Source organism: Pontibacter beigongshangensis (assembly GCF_014332515.1).
Taxonomy (GTDB): Bacteria; Bacteroidota; Bacteroidia; order Cytophagales; family Hymenobacteraceae; genus Pontibacter; species Pontibacter beigongshangensis.
In genome coordinates this window covers 85,364-102,624 of the sequence record NZ_VFSD01000018.1, presented here as the reverse complement: position 1 = coordinate 102,624, position 17,261 = coordinate 85,364, and the positions used below count along the sequence as shown (strand labels likewise).

Sequence of the window (17,261 nt, the reverse complement as noted above, 5' to 3'; positions counted from 1 at the left end):
AATATTTTTAATGTGCTAATGTTTGATTTGAGGATGGAGAAGCAATCCATATCTTTTAAAGGGGGGGCCACCACGCTTTTATCTTCCAAGATGTAATCTCCAAACAAAGCCGGTGCTTCTGATGCATAATTGCTGATAATTCCTGGGAAATGTTTTTTCTGCAACTGATTTTGCGCCGAATTAATTCCACTTTGCCTATGTACCAGCCTTTCGGCTACTGAACCTGCGACTGCAGGAGCACCTACAGCAGTGCCGGCCTCCGGAAGGCTGTTTTCATTTAAATAATTCACTGTTTCCCATCTCGGTTTACAGCGGAACCTATCGTACGCTTTGTTGGGTCAAAAACCAATTATTCGAATGAAAATGGCCCTCTGAAGGCAAAAGGAGGCACAAGACCAAGACGCAGCAGGATGTCAGGCAGTGAAGAAGCTACGCCAAATTCAATAGTAGCAATGTTGCATCATCTGCTGCACAGACCTTGATCCTTCAGAACTTACTTGGAGGTATATAGCAGCCAAAGGCCACGGGATAGCCGTCACGAGCGAGGACGCTCGGGCCATGATAATTCCTAATTTTGAATTTGGTGAGGCACTCTACCCGAACAGCCCCTGAAAGACGTCTTCCAGCCTTCCAACAGCATGTATTTGGATGGAGAACTTGCTTAAGTCTACGCCCTTTTTATTGTACTTCGAAATGTAGATATCGCGGAAGCCCAGTTTCTCAGCCTCTGTTATGCGGTTCTCTACCCGGTTCACGGCTCTTACTTCCCCGCCCAAACCCACTTCTGCCGCAAAACAGGTGGTAGACGGAATGGGCATGTCTTCGAACGAGGAGAGGATGGAGGCGCACACGGCCAGGTCCAGGGCCGGGTCTTCCACCTTCAATCCGCCGGCAATGTTCAGGAACACGTCCTGGGCGCCGAGCCGGTAGCCGCCGCGTTTCTCCAGCACCGCCAGCAGCATGTTCAGGCGCTTGCCATCGAAGCCAGTGCTGGCCCGCTGGGGGGTGCCGTAGGTGGCAACGCTCACGAGGCTCTGCACCTCTATCAGCAGGGGCCGGTTGCCCTCCAGCGTGGCGCCAATGGCAATACCGCTAAAGGCGTCTTCGCGCTGCGAAATCAGGATCTCGGAGGGGTTGCTTACTTCGCGCAGGCCGGAGCCCAGCATTTCATAGATTCCCAGCTCAGAGGTGGAGCCGAAACGGTTTTTGGTGGTGCGGAGGATGCGGTAAGTCATGTGCCGGTCGCCTTCGAACTGCAGTACCGTGTCTACCATGTGCTCAAGTATTTTGGGGCCTGCCAGATTTCCTTCTTTGGTAATGTGGCCGATCAGGAACACGGGTGTACCACTCTCTTTGGCAAACTTGAGCAGCTCGGCCGTGCACTCCCGCACCTGGCTTACGCTGCCTGCCCCGGCCTCTATAAACGAGGAGTGCAGCGTCTGGATGGAGTCAACCACCACCACCTGCGGCTGCAGCAGCTCTATCTGCTTAAATATGTTCTGTGTGCTGGTCTCGGTGAGGATATAGCAGTCCGACACCTGCGCCTCGAGCCGTTCGGCACGCATTTTTATCTGCTGCTCGCTTTCCTCTCCACTCACGTACAGCACCCGCTGCCCCTGCAGGCCGAGCGCAATCTGCAGCATCAGGGTCGATTTGCCAATGCCTGGCTCCCCGCCAATCAGCACCATGGAGCCTGGCACAATGCCGCCGCCCAGCACACGGTTCAGCTCCTGGTCTTTGGTCTGGATGCGCTGCTGCTCCTGAAAGCTGATCTCGGCGATGGGTTTGGGCTTGCTGGCCACCTGGCTGGAGGAACTGCTCACTTTCCAGGCGCTGGTGGGTGTCAGTTCCTCGCGTTGCACCACTTCCTCTACATAGGTGTTCCATTCGCCGCAGGCAGGGCACTTGCCGATCCACTTGGCCGATTGGGCGCCGCAGTTCTGGCAGAAATAGGATGTTTTTATCTTGGCCATTTAATCTTTAACTACTACGTAAATTCCTGCAAATCAGAAAAACTCGTATTTTCTGGAGGCTTCTTCACTGCCTGACATGCTACAGGTAAAAAACCTGCGCCTTGTACCCTATGTCTTCTGTCCTGAAAAAACCTCTGGAGGGCCTTTTTCATTCAAATAATTCAGTTTTCAGGCGCTGCACGCATCATACCGCTGGCAACCTCAACGGGTTCCTGTTTAAAGTATACGGTAAAAGTGGTGCCCTGCCCCAGTTCGCTGGCTACTTCTATGCGGCCGCCGTTGTTCTCGATAATCCGCTTGATGATGTAGAGGCCGATGCCTGTGCCCTCTACGTGCGAGTGGAAACGCCGGAACATGGAGAACAGTTTTTGCTGCTGCTCCTTCCGGATGCCAAGACCGTTATCGGCCACCTGCAGCACCACAAAGTCGCCATCGCGGTGCGTGCTGATGCTCAGCTCCGGCACACGCTCCGGCGAGCGGTATTTAATGCCATTAGACATCAGGTTGTAAATGATGCTGCGCAGGTTCTTACGGGCGTACATGATGCCTTTCTCCTGAAAATCAGTATTGATATTTGCCCCGGATTCTTCTACTAAGTTGCTGATGTCGCTGGTTACGTCTTCCAGAATATCCTGGAAGGCAAGCGGCTCCACTGAGGCCTGCAGGTCTTTCTGCACTTTGGTGATCTCGGCCAGGTCGGCAATGGTCTGCTTGAGCTTGTGGATAGAGGCCGTCACCATGTCGATCACCTGCTCATCCTCCTCATTTATCTTGCCTTGCAGGATATCTCGCAGGAGCGTTACCAGGCCTTCCATGTTGGCGATCGGCGACTTCAGGTCGTGCGAGGCGGTGTACACAAAGCTGTCGAGGTCGTCGTTTATGCGCAGGAGTTCGGTATTCTTCTGGCTCAGCTCCTCGTTGGTGAGCAGCAGCTTTTTGCGGGCGGCCACCAGCTCGGTTACCTCCACGGCAAACATCAGCACGGCCTCTACTTTACCTTTGCCATTTACCAGGGGCTGGTACACCTGGTTAAAATAGCCCTCGGTTAGTACGCCATTGTTTGCCCGGTCGATCAGGGCCGCGACTTCGTTCCCGATGAAAGGTTTTCCAGTCTTAAAGACCTTGTTCAGGCGCCTCAGGATCTGGGCTCCTTCCGACTCCGGGTGTGCCTCTTCCACGGTTTTCCCGACGAGCAGCCTGTTGCCATACAGCTTCTTGTACAAGGGGTTGGCCAGCACATATTGCTTATCCGGGGCACGTACCAGGCCCACCAGCGCCGGCACTTCCAGAAACAGCTTCTGGATAAGCTCGGCATTCTGCTTTACTTTTTTCTGGGCTTCTTTTATCTCTGTAATATCCAGAATAGAGCCTATATGTCCTAAAAATTCGCCATCTGCTCCCAGGCGTGGCGTGCCGGTGCTCACTACCCACCGGTATTCCCCGTCCTGGCGCCTTACCCGGAACTCTGTTCTATAAGATTCTGCCTCCTCGGCTGCCTTTTTATTAATGCGCTCAAAGCCCGGCAGGTCTTTGGGGTGCAGGGCCTGGTGCCAGCCCATGTTAATGCTTTCTTTAAAAGACTGCCCCGTAAAATCGAGCCACTGCTTGTTTACGTACATGCAATTCCCCCAGGCATCGGTTACCCAGATCATTACCGGAGCATTGTCGGCCATGGTCCTGAACCTGGCCTCGCTCTCTATAATGGCTTGCTGTGCCCGTTTCTCATCGGTAATGTCGCGCACCTCCAGAACAGACAAGGTTGGCTTGCCATTCTCCGAGATGGGCCTGGCCGCACACATCACGTTTACAAACACGCCATCTTTGCGAATAAACACATCCTCGTAGGCTCTGATGCTCTTGTTGTTCTGAATTACCATGTTGAGCGGGCACTCCTGCCGGGGGTAAGGGGAGCCGTCGGGGTGCTTGTAGTGGATAAGATCGTGCATCGGTTTCTGCCTGAACTCCTCCATGGTATAGCCGGTCATCTCCTCGGCAGCGGGGTTCATAAAAGTACAGTAGCCATCGGCATCCATCATAAACAGGGCAGCGGTGGCATTATCGGTAATGGTTTGTTTCAGGCGGTTGGAGCGCCGGCTGATCGTAAGCGACCAGATAATAAAAAACATCAGCAACCCGATAATAAGGCCCCCGAACAAAATAAAAAAGGGCAGGTTATTATCGGTGGAGAGCGCAAACCGGGGATTGGCGGTGCAGTAGATGCGCCAGGTGTGGTTTCCGATGCTCAGGGTGCTGAGCATGTAAAAAGGCCTCTGGTCTTTTTTGTTGTAGTACAGCGTGGTGGTATCGGTGCTATACAGTACGCTTTCTTTGCTGGGGGTAGGGCCATCGTAAATTTCCACGTCCAGTTCCCTGAACTGATCGGCCAGAATGGGCTGCATGAGGTCGTTTATCCTGAACGGACTGTAGATGTAGCCTTGTACCAGGTGCTGGCGGTCTTTGATGGAAACAGGGTCTGCGTTGTTTTTATACACCGGCAGGTAGATGAGGAAGCCCGCCTGCTCGTCTTCGCCGGTTTCCTGCACCAGCCGCACTTTTCCGGTCATGCCGGGCAGTTTGGTGTCGCGGGCCATTTGCATGGCCGATCTCCTGACGGGCTCCGTGTACATGTCGAAACCGAAAGCGCGCAGGTTCCGGCCCGTAAAGGGCTCCAGGTAGACGATAGACGTGTAGGTCTGGCGGGGTTCTTCGGGCCATACTTTGTACTCCGGAAAACCTTCTGCCCTGACCTGGCGGGTATGCTGTGGCAGGTAAGCGGCGTCTATTACCTGTGCAAACCCAAGCCCCTGAATGCCGGGGTAGTTCTTCTCCAGGTGGAGCGACTCGTAATACTGCTTCCACGACTCCCGCTGCACGGTATCAGAAGCCATATAAAAAGCCTTGGCACCAACCAGTATCTGCAGGTAGTCGTGCATGCGCAGCTCAATGGCGGCACTTGCCTGCGCTGCTTTTAACTCGAACAGCTTTTTGCTTCTTTCTTCTGTTTTACTCTTCGATTCGGCATAAACTATGAGCGTCAGCAGAAAAATAAAAAGAAAAGAAGCGATCGCTATGATGTAATCCCTGATAAAGGTGGCCAATCTGGCAAGTTTCATGCGTTATCTGTAAGTGCTGATCATTTCCCTCCTACCAATCTCCTAAACCATACTTTAAAGTAAAACGGCAGATGGCAGCCTGATTCGTAATATTCAAAAATAAACAAAAAGAGGCCTCACCCCAAGCCTTTTCACCTTTAAAAATCCCGGGGCACTTATTCCGGAACACCGCTCCGGCAGGCCTCCGGGCCAGCGCCAACACGCTGGCTCAGGCACTCCGGCTAACCTGCTGGCCCACCAGCACACCCGGTCAGACAGCACCTCCTGCTCCCCGCGCATTGTTTTATATTCTGAAAATTAAGGATACCGTGCTAACTTGCACTGAATAAGAAACACGCGTACCATGCTGGATATTTTTAGAAGCCTTTTAATTTGTTTTTTAACGGTAACCGTGCTGTTGCCCGTTTTTCGATATGCGCTTCGAAGAATATCCCCGGCCCGCCACACCACGCCCCTCCTGGCCGACGAGCAGAAGTATATACAAAAGCAGGAGAGAAAACTGCTGTTCTTTTACTTTTTCTTCGTCGTGGTGCTGACGGCTTTCTTTGCCGGAAGCTTATCGCTACTGTCGAGCATCGTAAACATCGGTTCCGCCGACGCTATCTACCTGCTCACGCCAAACTTTCAGTCCATGTTTGCGCCCGGCCTGTTTCTTGGCCTCGTGCTGGCCTTTGTGCCGCTCCGAATGGTGCAGCAAACCATACTGGGGGAGGAATATGAGCTTTATAAAAAATACCTGCAGCACCAGGAGGGCCAGGGCTCGCTTAAAATTTATGGGTTGCTGCTGGGCCTGTTGCTGCTGCTGGCAGGCGTTGTGGCCTTCTATTCGCTCAGGTGGCACGTTTTAATTTTCGACGACAAACTAACCGTTACCAATCTTTTGCAGGAGGAGCGCACCTACAGCATGCAGCAGATAGAGTCTATCAGGTACCTTGGCAGGGAAGGCGAGTACCTGATTGCCCTGCATGACCAGACCATTATCAACACCACCTACCTGAAGCCGGTAAACCTGGACATTATTGCGCTGCTTTCTCAAAACTCCGGCAAAACCGTTATCCGTTAAGCCATCCCTTAACAACAGGGGCAGCACCTCTGGAGGGCCTTTTTGATTAGAATAATTGGGTAATGTGCTGATGTGCTAATTTGAAGATTTGGAGATTGGAAGATGAACCTGAGAACACCTATTAACTCTTAACTCCTAAAGCACCTTGTGTGTCTTTTCGGCTCCGGAGGGCGATTTTCATTCAAATATTTGGCTGCCACAACCCGGTGTTTTTAACGGCTGCACCCGGTCGGGCAAACCCATTCCAAAATAATTTATTAGATTTGCTATTGAAGATTTTCCTCAAAAACTAACCATAAACCTATATGCAAGTTCGTGTAGAGAAAGATACCATGGGACCTATCGAGGTGCCTGCAGACAAATACTGGGGCGCCCAAACGCAGCGTTCAAGAGAAAACTTTACCATTGGCGGTCAACTGATGCCCAAAGAGGTAATCGAGGCTTTCGCCATCCTGAAAAAATCGGCGGCTTTCGCCAATGCGGAGCTGGGGGTGCTGGCGCAGGAAAAGGCCGAGATTATTGGTAGAGTGTGCGACGAGATTCTGGCTGGCCAGCTGGCTGACGAGTTCCCGCTGGTGGTGTGGCAGACAGGCTCTGGTACGCAATCGAACATGAACGTGAACGAGGTGGTGGCCAACCGCGCACACGTGCTGCTGGGCGGCGACCTGATGGACGAGAAAAAGAAAATCCACCCCAACGACGACGTGAACAAGTCGCAGTCTTCTAACGACACCTTCCCGACAGCCATGCACATTGCCGCTTACAAAAAAGTGGTGGAGCACACGTTGCCGATGGTGCAGAAGCTCCGCGACACGCTGCAAAGCAAGGCAGAGGCCTACATGAACGTGGTGAAGATTGGCCGTACGCACCTGATGGACGCCACGCCGCTCACGCTGGGCCAGGAGCTGTCGGGCTATGCTGCTCAGCTGGACTATGGCATGAAGGCGCTGCGCAACACGCTGGAGCACCTGAGCACGCTGGCATTGGGTGGTTCTGCGGTAGGTACCGGCCTGAACACGCCGAAAGGATACGATGTGCTGGTAGCCAGAAAAATATCAGAGTTTGCAGGCCACGAATTCATCACGGCTCCCAACAAATTTGAGTCGCTGGCGGCACACGATGCCATTGTAGAAACCTCTGGTGCCCTGAAGCAGCTGGCGGTAAGCCTGATGAAGATCGCGAACGACATCCGCTTGCTGGCTTCCGGCCCACGTTGCGGCATCGGCGAAATCGTAATACCTGAAAACGAGCCAGGTTCTTCTATCATGCCAGGCAAGGTAAACCCAACGCAGGCCGAGGCCATGACCATGGTGTGCGCCCAGGTAATCGGGAATGATGTGGCGATATCGGTAGGAGGCATGAACGGCCATTTCGAGCTGAACGTGTTTAAGCCGGTGATGATCTTTAACCTGCTCATGAGCGCCCAGCTCATCGGCGATGCCTGCGACTCCTTCGATAAGCACTGTGCCGTAGGCATAGAGCCAAACACCGAGCGCATTAAGCAAAACCTCGAGAACTCGCTGATGCTCGTAACGGCCCTGAACCCACACATCGGTTACGACAACGCCGCCAAAATTGCCAAGAAAGCACACAAAGAAGGCACTACGCTCCGCCAGGCAGCCATAGAACTCGGCCTGCTCACCAGTGAGCAGTACGACGAGTGGGTGAAGCCGGAAGAAATGATCGGCAGCTTGAAGTAGAAAATGGATTATAGATTTTTTGATTTGATAATAGGAAAGCAGCTCCGTGTGGGGCTGCTTTTTGTATGTATCAACCTTTTAGAATTGCTGTTCTGGCTGTAGTCTGCAACTACTTCTTTTTATCATCTTGCACGCCTGCTGCTCCTAAGGCTTTGCCAATGAGCTAGTTAATCCTAAATAAATCTTTTTATTCTGCTTTTAACCTGTACAAAAACTGCTATATTAGTACTTTTTGTACAATGTAAACTTCTTTTATAAAAAGCAGAAGCCAATGGAGGAGCTGTTAGTAGATAAAGCGTACCAACTCGAAAAGTTTCCGGGCAAAGGGGGCTGGACGTATGTGGCCATTCCGGAAGTTTCTAAAAACGAGCATGCTTACTTCGGGATAGTAAAGGTAAGCGGCAGCATCGATAGCTTCGAACTGAAAGATGTTAGCCTGTTGCCCATGGGCAGTGGCAGGATGTTTTTACCAGTAAAAGCGGAAATAAGAAAGAAGATCGGCAAGCAGGAGGGGGACTGGGTGCAGTTGCGCCTGTTTGCGGAGAACTCGCTGCACAACGTGCGGGAAGAACTGTTGCTTTGCCTCCAGGACGAACCCACTGCCTTCCAGAGCTTTCTGAGTTGTACCGAAGCGGAGCAACAAGCTTTGGTAGAATGGATCTTTGCCGCCAAAACAGACGACATGAAAGTAGCGCGGATCGTCCAGACCATCGACAAGCTGCTGTACTCCAAGAGCCGTGAACTGGCTGCTACAAAGCAGTTATCTAACTAAAATCGCAACCTGTTTCCTGTCATTTCTGACTTCCCTCAGACACTCGCAGGAGCTGCGCACGCTGCGAGGTCATAGCTGCTGCTTTAAAAGGACACAGGGCGCAGGTATTCGTTTTTAGTATCACGACCTGGATTCAATCTGGATCTAATTAAGAGTTAAAAGTGAAGAGTTGCTCGCGTTTAAAGCCTGCTCTGGTACTCCACTTCCCAATCTTCACATCTTTGAATCAACCATTTAACAATTAAGCCATTTAGCAATTAACAATCCGCAACCAACAATCAGCAATTATTCCAATGATATTGCCCCTCGAGAGGCTCTGCTGCTGCTAAACCCGCCACACTGTCACCTCAAACTAATTCGGTCCTTTATTTGTTGATACAATCAACACGTATAAAAGACCGTCAACGAGAACATTATCTATGAGAGTAGCAAAAGATCCATCAGAATATAACAAGCTTACGCCTGAAGAGGCATATATTATAGTAAACAAAGGCACGGAGTATCCTGGCACAGGAGCATATGAGCACAACAAAGCAGAGGGCGTATACCTGTGCAAGCGCTGCAACAACCCGCTCTACACCTCGGAGCAGAAGTTTGAGTCGCACTGCGGCTGGCCCAGCTTCGACGATGAGATAGAAGGGGCCGTAAAGCGCGTGCCAGATGCTGACGGACACCGCATTGAGATTGTTTGCGCCAGCTGCGAGGCTCACCTGGGCCACGTGTTTGAGGGCGAGTACCTGACTCCCAAGAACATCCGCCACTGCGTAAACTCCCTCTCCATGACCTTTGTGCCGGTAGAGGAGCTGGAAAAGAAGTAACAGCCTGCAAGCCTTGTTCAAGCACCGGAGCAAAATAGTGCCACCAGCAGGCGGGGAGGAGCAAGGCACCTACACCTGCTCCGGTTGTGGCACTGCGTTGTTTGAGGCGGACAAGAAATTTAGTGTCGGCTCCGGCTTCCCCAGCTTCTGGGCACATATCGGGGAGCATGTACGGCAAAAGCAGCTGAGCACCTACGGCAGAAGCCGCTTGCAGCTGTTGTGCAGCCACTGCGGCCAGCACCTGGGCCACCTGTTCCACGACGACAGGACACCTACTCTGGTGCGGTATTGCATCAATGCAGCTGCTTTGGCACATAAAACGTAAAGTAAAATTTATTTCAGGTCGGGGCAGAAGTTCATCCTAAAAAAACTGTGCCCTGCTACCTGTGTCTAAAAAATAACCTATGGAATTAGCAACGTTTGGCAATGGCTGCTTCTGGTGCACAGAGGCAGTCTTTCAGCAGTTAGAGGGAGTAGAGAAAGTGGAATCGGGCTACGCGGGTGGCCACGTGGAGAACCCTACCTATAAGCAGGTTTGCTCCGCCACCACCGGCCACGCCGAAGTGCTCCGGATAACCTACGACCCTCAGGAAATAAGCTTTGAAGAGCTGCTGGAAGTGTTCTGGGAAACCCACGACCCCACCACCCTCAACCGCCAGGGCAACGATGTGGGGCCGCAGTACCGCTCCGTCATCTTCTACCACAACGAGGAGCAGCGGCAGCTGGCCGAGAAGTACAAGCAGGAGCTAGAGGCTTCCGGCGCCTTCAGCGACCCTATCGTGACGGCCATAGAACCGCTGACCAACTACTACCCAGCCGAGGATTACCACCAGAACTACTTCCTGCAAAACGGTTTTCAGCCTTACTGCAGTTTTGTGGTGCGCCCCAAGGTAGAGAAGTTCCGCCAGGTATTCACGCACAAGCTGAAGCCGGGTTTTAAATGAGTGAATTAGAGAGTAATCAACGTCAAATTACCTCGACCTCGCAGTGTGCGCAGCTCCTGCGAGTGCCTGAGCAGGCTACTACAGCAACTGGTAAAATTTTGCCGCCACATAAAACTTTACAGGCCTAAGCTGCTCCACCATCTTGGATAACTACTTTAAAAAGCGCTACAACAGCTTTAAGTTTGCTCTCCGGGGCCTGAACGCTGCCATGCGTTCGGAGCCGCACATGCGCCTGCACCTAGGGTCGGCTTTGGGCGTGGTAGTGGCGGGCTTTCTGTTTGAGGTTACGGCGGTGGAGTGGTGCCTGCTGGTGGGTTGCATGGGGGTGGTATTTATGGCCGAGATTTTTAATACCGCCATCGAAACCGTTATAAACCTGGTTTCTCCTGATTATCATGTGCTGGCAGGCAAGGCCAAAGACCTGGCAGCTGGCGCGGTGCTGGCAGCAGCCATAATGGCGGCGGTGATCGGGCTCATTATTTTTGTGCCCTACCTACTTTCTTTCGTAGATTATTACCTTTAACGGATATAGCTAAAAGTGTTTTCCGCCTGTTTGGGAGGAGGTTTGTATTATACTTCTTACCTTTGCCCAAATTTGCTGCACCCGGAAATTTTTCTAATGAAAAACGCCCTCCGGAGGTTATAGCTACTGCTGCTATCAGAATGCTTAATGCACAGTACCAGGGCGCCTTTTTAAGAACCTGAAAACGAAACGATAAATTAGGGAAGATAACCGTAAAAAATATGACTGGAAACGACGTACTGAAAAACCTGTCGGAATACAACATCTGGGCCAACAGGACCATGCTCGATGTGTTCAGCAGCCTGCCAGAAGTGCCTGCTAACGCGGCCCGCCTCTTCAGCCACGCCCTAAACGCGCAGGCCATCTGGATTGCTCGCATTACCGGCACCGAAAGCCCGGTAAAGGTGTGGCAGGAGCACAACCTGGAAGAGTTGAAAAAGCTGCACGAGTACGCCTCTTACAAAATTGCAGAGCTGGTGGCCAATGCCGACGAGGCCGAGTTTAACCGCCTGATCGACTACACCAACAGCCTCAACCAGAAGTACAGCACCCGCGTGCTCGACATCCTGACGCATGCTTTTAACCATGCTACCTACCACCGAGCCCAAACGGCCACCGACCTGCGCAAAAACGGCCACACCCCACCCAACACCGATTACGTAACCTACGTGCGTGAACTGATGGGCCAGGTTTTTTAATAGATTAAAGATACTAGATAGTAGACTTTATATAAGAAAAGAAGGCTGCTCCGGAAATCGGAGCAGCCTTCTTTTCTTATATAACTTATTCGTACCCCCTACGGAGCCATTTCGAACATTTAATGTGCAGGAGGTGGCGTTCACTTTTTTGATCAGCCTCAGGTGTAGAGGCTTCCGCCGTTACAAGTTTTACTTTAACGAAGCATTACCGCCAAAGTCAACTCTGTTTCTAACCAGTTCTGTCTGCCTATTTTCTGAAAGTCAATCCTCCAGGCATTAATTCTAATTTTGAATTTCTAATGTGGCGAAGCCTTAGTGCGACAGGTCCACCGTGCCCAGGTCTTTGATCTCGTTCTGGGTAATGGTTATGTTTTCTACCGTTTTATCGTGCTCGCTGTTCTCGGTGTAGAACTTAACCTTGTAGGTACCGGCTGGCACGCCTTTGATCAGAAAATCGCCGGTGCTGGTTGCAAAGCCACCTATGGTGTCGTTGGCAGCTGAGATCACATAGATGCCGGGTTTGTACTCTGCTGGCGTTACTTTGCCTTTGATACCTCCGGCTATAGCCTGGGTAATGGTTCTTACCACCGGCTTCAGGTTATATTGCCCGTTGCCTCTGGCCACCACCGATTTTGCCGCATCGAAATCGAGCAGCACCATGTAAGTTACATCCTGCTCCAGGTCGGCATTTAGCTGCAGTTTCACCCCTGATGTCTGGCCGCTTGGTGTTTTGAGCGGGGAGGTGGTGCCATTCTTTAATTTCAGGGAATTGTTGTCTCCCAGGATCAGGCGTATCTGCGATATTCTGCCAGCAGGCAGGCTGGCGCTCGCCAGCAGGGTATCACGGCCGTTGGCAAAGTCCAGCAGGTTGTATACGCCAGGGTTTATCTCATCCAGCGTTACCCAGCCAGCTTCATCACCACTAGCCTCCTTGTGCACCTGCACCGACCTGATATCCACGTTTACTTCTTCATAGTCGCCGGGAGCGTCTGTCATGCGGACTTCCATTCTGGCTGTACCTGTCGAGTCTTTTTCGTTGTCGCAGGAGCTGAGCCAGAAAAGGCTGCACAGCAGGAAAGGGAAAAATAATTTTGTTTTCATAAAATTGTATTATTTTAAACTAATATACCTATATAGGGCAATCTATATACGGTTTAACGGAAAGAAGTTGCACAAAAGTATAAACCCCGTAAAAGCAAAACCCCGCAAAAGGAGTTGCCTTTGCGGGGTTTTGCTACAATGCATTGATCTTCTGTGGTATAAGAGAAGGATAGCATCAAAAAATTATTCTAATGAAAAAGGCCCTCCGGAGGCATTTCTGCTGCTCCGGAGGGCCTTCCATCTTAATTGCCAGCAGTATCTGCGGGCTGGGGGACTGGCGCTGGCGCAGACTTAGGCTTGAACAGGTTCTGCAGCTTGTCTGTGACCTGCTCCTTGGCTTTCTGCTCGGCCTCCTGCCGCTTTTTATCCAGCTCCTGGCGTGCCTTCTGTTCTGCCTCCAGCTTTCTGCGGTTCAGTTCGTTGGTCAGGCTGTCCTGCATTTGCTGCTTGCGCTGCTCCACATTGGCCTTTACATCATCTAACTTATCCTGCACCACGTTCTGCACGGCATCCTTTACCTGGCCCTTGGCACTACCACCAGCCAGCGACACCCGCGGGTCAGTAAGCGTGCCTCCGATGTTCAGATTGAGCGTTACCCGTTCTGCCGCCTTCACATCGCCGCCGATAAGGCTGGAGAGGCGTGAGTTCAGTTCCTGGCCCACCTTTCCTGTGGGCACATGAAGGGCCGTAACATACTCCAGCTGGCCGTTCACGTTGTTGGAGCCGCCTACCGTCATGTCTACATTGCCGATCTTCAGGTCGAAGGGTTTGATCACGAGGCTGCCGTCCACGATCTGTGCATCAATCTTCTTATTCTCCACCACAAAGTTCTTCAGCTCTTCGAAATGGGTCAGGCTGCTGATCTGGTCCACAATTTTCACATGGCGCACGGCCGCTTTTATCACTTCTATCACGCCGGCACCATCCAAGGTACTGAAGATGGGCGTCATGTCTTGCCCAAGCTCGCCTGCAAAGTTGAATTTAGTAGAGAAGGTTCCCTCCAGCAGGCCGGCAATAGGGGCAATTGCTTTAATGGTGTTAAACGCATTAAAGGCTTCTTTGAAGTTAAGGTGCCTGATATCGAGGTTCATGTCGAAGAGCGGCTTCTGCAGGTTCTGGGTGTTGTAGCTGCCGCTGGTCACGAAGCTGCCGCCAAGCGTGTTAAAGCTTACCTGCTGCAGGCGCGCCACCTTATCTTTTACCAGCACCTTGCCGCTCATGTTGCTCAGGTTCAGGTTGTCGTACACCACCTGCTTGGCATCTATGTTCAGGGTAATGTCTAAGTTTGCCGGTACCTCTACCACACCCGCCTCGCTTTCGGGGGCTGGTTGGCCGGTATTCTCATCCACCATCCACTCGTTTACATTAAACTTGTTGCTGGCCAGGTTAAACGTACCGCGCAGCGACTGGTCATCGGCCAGGGCGTAGCCCAGGTAGTTAGAGATGGAGCCACTGGCCTGAATATCGCTCTTGCCCAGGTAGCCATTCATATTCTGCAGGTCGATGCGCTCGTTGTTGAACACGGCATTGGCGTTGCTGATCTTAATACCCTGCGGCATGTCCTTGCTCACGAAGTTGAGGTTACTGATGTTCATGCTACCGTTGGCCGTCACGTTGTTATATTTCTCGGCCTCTATGTCGCTCATTTTACCTTTGGCGGCCACATTGGCATTTATGCGGCCCGACACGGTCATGTCTTCGAGCGGGAATATTTTAGTCAGCTTGGTGAGGTCGAGTATCCCTTTTATGTTGCCATCAAAAGCGGGCTTGTCTATCCCTTGCACCAGCACCTTGCCCTCCAGCGGCTCTCCGTCCAGGCTCATGTTAAAGTTCTGGATGTTGATGCGGGTATCGTCAGTGTTGCCGGTGGTGTTCAGAATATTGGCGATCACGTTCAAGCGCTCTATGGGGGCCGGAAAATCCTTCGATTTCACGTAACCATTTGTCAGGCGCATGTCGGCATCGATAACCGGCATTTTGGTTTCGCTGTAGGTGCCTTTGGCCGTGGCATCCACTTTCAGCAAACCCCGGAGCGTCATGCCATCTACAGGGAAAACTTTTGTGATCTCGTCCAGATCGATGCTGGCCTTTACATTGCCATCTACGAGCATGGTCTCCAGCCCCTGCACCGACACTTTGGCATCCACCGGGTTTTTGCCTAGGTCGAGGTGGAACTGGCGCACCTGTATGTTGGTGTTGTCCACGTTGCCATCTTTGTTGTCGATGCTCATGTCTACGTTAATGTTGCGGGCAGCCTGTGGCAGGTCGGGGTATTTAAAATAGCCTTCCGCAATTTTCAGGTCGGTGCCGAAGCCAGGCATCAGCGAGTCGTTCAGGCGGCCCTTCAGGTAACCGTCGAAGCTGAGCTTTCCTTCTGTCTTGATATTTTTGAACTCCTCGGTATACATGCCCGGCACCACCGACAGCACATTCCGGAAATCGGTTTCGGTGGCTGCAAAGGTCAGGTCCAGGTCTATGTCCTCTTCAGGCATCAGGATAGAGCCGGCAAACTGAAACGGAAACTCATTAATGCGGATGTTGTTGTCTTTGAACGTGTACAGCGCTTTTTCCAAGTCCATGGCCAGGGTCACATCGGCATTCAGTTTGGCATTCTGAATATAGTTCACGCCATCATAGGTCATGGTAAAGCGTTCGGCAGTGGTTTTGGAGTCCATGTCGAACACACTTTTCTCGAAGTCGCCGCTGCCCGAGTGGTTCACGCCGTACATGGCCAGCCCGAAGGGAATACTGAGGTCATCGTAATATAAGGTGCCGTTATTGACTTGCCAGCCCTTTATAGCCATTTTAAAGTCGCTGGAGGCCGTATCGGCCGGGGCAGCGGTGGTATCAGAGATAAAGATGTCCCAGTTGGCTTTGCCGCTCTCCAGCACCACAAGCCTGATCTTGGGTTCCTGCAGCACCACCTTGTTCACTTTCAGCTCGTCGCCGGTAATCACGCTCATCAGGTTAAGGCCCAGCCGGAACGACGGAATGCTTGCCAGCGTATCCAGTTGAAAAGAATCCTGGCCGATTACTCTTAAATTATCAATGCCAAGCGATATGTCTGGAAAGTCGCGGAACAGCGAGAGGCTAATGTCCTCTGTTTCGTAAACAACCGTGGCATGTATGTTTTGCGCGATTTGTTTGTCGACGGCTTGTTTAATTTTATCTTTGAAGAGAATAGGCACCAATACGGCGGCTGCCACCAGCACAGTCAGAAAGATGGCAAAGCCAATTGCAATTTTTTTCATATGGATGTTTGATCAGGTAATTCCTAAAGTTAATCTAAAATATTATAAATGCTGCGTGCACTTTTTTCAGAAAATAAGTGCCTAGGCTTTAACACGGCCGCTACCTTGTCTATAGGTATCAATAGGTATCAATAGGCATTAAATAAGGCCAAAGTCATGCCAGTATCTGTTAAGCAATAAGCACTTGCCTAAATAAAACCATCAAAAACAGCCTTAGCCACACACTTGATTTAAGAATAAGCCGTTCCTTCAGCAAGTTTTAGTATACCTATGTCCGGGAAGATAGTAATTTTGTGCTACCTTATTTTTTTGTGCAGCTCAACAGCTGTAGCACAAGATGTTAACTTTAGCCAGCCATATGCCAGCAGGCACTATCTGAACCCGGCCTTCACAGGTCTTGGCCCTTACTGGAGCGCCTCGGTGGCGCACCGCAACCAATGGCCGGCACTCAATGGCTCCTTCATCACAAACCAATTTTCGGCAGACTACAGATTACCTGGAACAAAAAGCGGTGTAGGGCTGTTGCTGCAGCAAGATAGGGCAGGGGTAGGCGGTTTGCAAAAATTGCAGGCCACTGGTTCGTACGCTTACCATACCGCCGTAACGGACAAATGGGCTTTTTCCGGGGGGCTTCAGGCCAGCGTGGCTTCTCTCAGGCTCAACTACGACAACCTGGTTTTTGGCGATCAGCTTTCTGATAATGGCCTGGTGGCTGTGACCTCAGCAGAGGTGAGCAATTTTGAGCCTGGCCGGTATGTAAGCTTTGCCACCGGTGGCCTGGTGTACACAGAGCAGTTCTGGTTCGGACTTACGGCGGCAAATTTAAACCGGCCGTCTTATGGCTTCGGACAGAAAACAGCACTGCCACTGCGCTTTATGGCAACAGCAGGCTATAAATTTTATGCCCGCTCGTATCAGGTGCAGGGCCGGTTATTTGAGTTGAGCTTTATACCAGCCGCTTCTTATATAAGAGATCACAATTTCAGCAGGGCTGACCTGAGTATCTATACTATTTTTACCCCGCTAACGTTGGGATTGATATACCAGGGAGTACCTGTAGCCACCGCAGCAAACCAGGACCAGACCCTGGCCATGCTGGTAGGGCTGCAACTGGAGCAGTTCAACATCGGCGTCAGCCATGCCATCGGCCTGAAAGGGTTTAGCACCCAGGCGGGTGGAGCAACGGAGATCACCCTGCGCTTTGAGCAGCTGGATCTGAATAAATTGCTGAGGAGCAGAGATAAAAACAAATTAAATCAACACAATCCTTGGCCGTCGTTCTGAATTTAATTATAATTGCGTGTT

The 17,261-nt window shown here is 51.5% G+C and carries 13 protein-coding genes; 9 read left to right on the top strand and 4 right to left on the bottom strand.

All coding sequences use genetic code 11. The annotated features are described in order from the left end of the window. Nucleotides 1-593 precede the first annotated feature (593 nt). Both radA and FJM74_RS15075 read right to left on the bottom strand, forming a co-directional pair. A complete protein-coding gene (gene radA / locus FJM74_RS15080; protein WP_187263457.1) occupies nt 594-1,973 on the bottom strand; it encodes a DNA repair protein RadA in 1,380 nt (459 codons plus the stop codon). A gap of 161 nt (nt 1,974-2,134) precedes the next feature. Next, a complete protein-coding gene (locus FJM74_RS15075; protein WP_187263456.1) occupies nt 2,135-5,086 on the bottom strand; it encodes a CHASE domain-containing protein in 2,952 nt (983 codons plus the stop codon). A gap of 343 nt (nt 5,087-5,429) precedes the next feature. Here FJM74_RS15075 and FJM74_RS15070 point away from each other — a divergent pair, with 343 nt between their 5' ends. The 8 genes from FJM74_RS15070 (at nt 5,430) to FJM74_RS15035 (ending at nt 11,604) form a co-directional block, all read left to right on the top strand. Next, nucleotides 5,430-6,149: a hypothetical protein gene (locus tag FJM74_RS15070; protein ID WP_187263455.1), complete on the top strand. Its 720-nt coding sequence runs from the start codon at nt 5,430-5,432 to the stop codon at nt 6,147-6,149. Nucleotides 6,150-6,454: 305 nt separating this feature from the next. Continuing rightward, nucleotides 6,455-7,849 (top strand): class II fumarate hydratase, encoded by a 1,395-nt coding sequence (fumC, locus tag FJM74_RS15065; protein ID WP_187263454.1) that lies wholly within the window; start codon nt 6,455-6,457, stop codon nt 7,847-7,849. A gap of 271 nt (nt 7,850-8,120) precedes the next feature. Next, nucleotides 8,121-8,621 (top strand): YdeI/OmpD-associated family protein, encoded by a 501-nt coding sequence (locus FJM74_RS15060; RefSeq protein ID WP_187263453.1) that lies wholly within the window; start codon nt 8,121-8,123, stop codon nt 8,619-8,621. Nucleotides 8,622-9,040: 419 nt separating this feature from the next. Beyond that, a complete protein-coding gene (locus tag FJM74_RS15055) occupies nt 9,041-9,439 on the top strand; it encodes a methionine-R-sulfoxide reductase (RefSeq protein WP_187263452.1) in 399 nt (132 codons plus the stop codon). A 13-nt stretch (nt 9,440-9,452) separates the two neighbouring features. Beyond that, nucleotides 9,453-9,764, top strand: coding sequence for a peptide-methionine (R)-S-oxide reductase (locus tag FJM74_RS15050; protein ID WP_187263451.1), 312 nt, complete (start codon nt 9,453-9,455; stop codon nt 9,762-9,764). Nucleotides 9,765-9,843: 79 nt separating this feature from the next. Further along, the gene (gene msrA / locus FJM74_RS15045; protein ID WP_187263450.1) at nt 9,844-10,383 is read left to right on the top strand and encodes a peptide-methionine (S)-S-oxide reductase MsrA; all 540 of its coding nucleotides are present in this window, start codon (nt 9,844-9,846) and stop codon (nt 10,381-10,383) included. A 142-nt stretch (nt 10,384-10,525) separates the two neighbouring features. Then, nucleotides 10,526-10,906, top strand: a complete 381-nt coding sequence (locus tag FJM74_RS15040; RefSeq protein ID WP_241739190.1) for a diacylglycerol kinase — start codon at nt 10,526-10,528, stop codon at nt 10,904-10,906. Between the two features lie 221 nt (nt 10,907-11,127). Continuing rightward, on the top strand, nt 11,128-11,604 hold the full coding sequence (locus FJM74_RS15035) for a DinB family protein (protein WP_187263449.1): 477 nt from the start codon (nt 11,128-11,130) through the stop codon (nt 11,602-11,604). Between the two features lie 312 nt (nt 11,605-11,916). On the opposite strand, the gene FJM74_RS15030 is transcribed toward FJM74_RS15035, so the two are convergent. Both FJM74_RS15030 and FJM74_RS15025 read right to left on the bottom strand, forming a co-directional pair. Beyond that, nucleotides 11,917-12,705 carry a DUF4382 domain-containing protein gene (locus FJM74_RS15030; RefSeq protein ID WP_187263448.1) on the bottom strand — a complete coding sequence of 263 codons (789 nt, stop codon included), beginning with the start codon at nt 12,703-12,705 and terminating at the stop codon, nt 11,917-11,919. A gap of 242 nt (nt 12,706-12,947) precedes the next feature. After that, nucleotides 12,948-15,956: an AsmA-like C-terminal region-containing protein gene (locus FJM74_RS15025; protein ID WP_187263447.1), complete on the bottom strand. Its 3,009-nt coding sequence runs from the start codon at nt 15,954-15,956 to the stop codon at nt 12,948-12,950. A 270-nt stretch (nt 15,957-16,226) separates the two neighbouring features. On the opposite strand from FJM74_RS15025, the gene FJM74_RS15020 reads away from it, so the two are divergent. After that, nucleotides 16,227-17,240: a PorP/SprF family type IX secretion system membrane protein gene (locus tag FJM74_RS15020; RefSeq protein ID WP_187263446.1), complete on the top strand. Its 1,014-nt coding sequence runs from the start codon at nt 16,227-16,229 to the stop codon at nt 17,238-17,240. Nucleotides 17,241-17,261: the final 21 nt, after the last annotated feature.

Bases quoted from the DNA above. Each gene is read 5' to 3' on its own strand.
- radA (WP_187263457.1), bottom strand. From the start codon at position 1,973: ATGGCCAAGATAAAAACATCCTATTTCTGCCAGAACTGCGGCGCCCAA.
- FJM74_RS15075 (WP_187263456.1), bottom strand. From the start codon at position 5,086: ATGAAACTTGCCAGATTGGCCACCTTTATCAGGGATTACATCATAGCG.
- FJM74_RS15070 (WP_187263455.1), top strand. From the start codon at position 5,430: ATGCTGGATATTTTTAGAAGCCTTTTAATTTGTTTTTTAACGGTAACC.
- fumC (WP_187263454.1), top strand. From the start codon at position 6,455: ATGCAAGTTCGTGTAGAGAAAGATACCATGGGACCTATCGAGGTGCCT.
- FJM74_RS15060 (WP_187263453.1), top strand. From the start codon at position 8,121: ATGGAGGAGCTGTTAGTAGATAAAGCGTACCAACTCGAAAAGTTTCCG.
- FJM74_RS15055 (WP_187263452.1), top strand. From the start codon at position 9,041: ATGAGAGTAGCAAAAGATCCATCAGAATATAACAAGCTTACGCCTGAA.
- msrA (WP_187263450.1), top strand. From the start codon at position 9,844: ATGGAATTAGCAACGTTTGGCAATGGCTGCTTCTGGTGCACAGAGGCA.
- FJM74_RS15035 (WP_187263449.1), top strand. From the start codon at position 11,128: ATGACTGGAAACGACGTACTGAAAAACCTGTCGGAATACAACATCTGG.
- FJM74_RS15030 (WP_187263448.1), bottom strand. From the start codon at position 12,705: ATGAAAACAAAATTATTTTTCCCTTTCCTGCTGTGCAGCCTTTTCTGG.
- FJM74_RS15025 (WP_187263447.1), bottom strand. From the start codon at position 15,956: ATGAAAAAAATTGCAATTGGCTTTGCCATCTTTCTGACTGTGCTGGTG.
- FJM74_RS15020 (WP_187263446.1), top strand. From the start codon at position 16,227: ATGTCCGGGAAGATAGTAATTTTGTGCTACCTTATTTTTTTGTGCAGC.